This is a genomic window from Acidiphilium sp. JA12-A1 (assembly GCF_000724705.2).
GTDB classification, from domain to species: Bacteria; Pseudomonadota; Alphaproteobacteria; order Acetobacterales; family Acetobacteraceae; genus Acidiphilium; species Acidiphilium multivorum.
This window is the reverse complement of record NZ_JFHO01000164.1, coordinates 1-262: the sequence shown is the minus strand read 5'-3', so window position 1 is coordinate 262 and position 262 is coordinate 1. Positions and strand designations below refer to the sequence as shown.

At 76.0% G+C, this 262-nt stretch carries 1 pseudogene; it reads right to left on the bottom strand.

The window, feature by feature from the left end:
* Positions 1-262: pseudogene (locus RT91_RS18915) on the bottom strand (AsmA family protein); the annotation flags it as partial.

The following is a 262-nucleotide window of genomic DNA, read 5'->3' as shown; positions in this document are numbered from 1 at the left end:
GCCGGGCGGGGCGATGCCGGTGGCCGGATGCGCCAGCGTGCCGGTGACCGCGAAGGGGATCGGCGTGGCGCCGCCGCCGAGATCGGTCTGCGGCCGGAGCACGACGTTGAGCCCCTCGGTCGCGAGGTTGACGGTGCCGCCGCCGGTCATGAACAGCCGGCTGGAATCGAGCGTCAGCGCGCGGATGCTGGCGAGGCCGGCATGGGCGTCGATCCGCGTGGCGAAGCAGCGCAGCTGCACCGGGCCCTGGGCGCCGGCGACG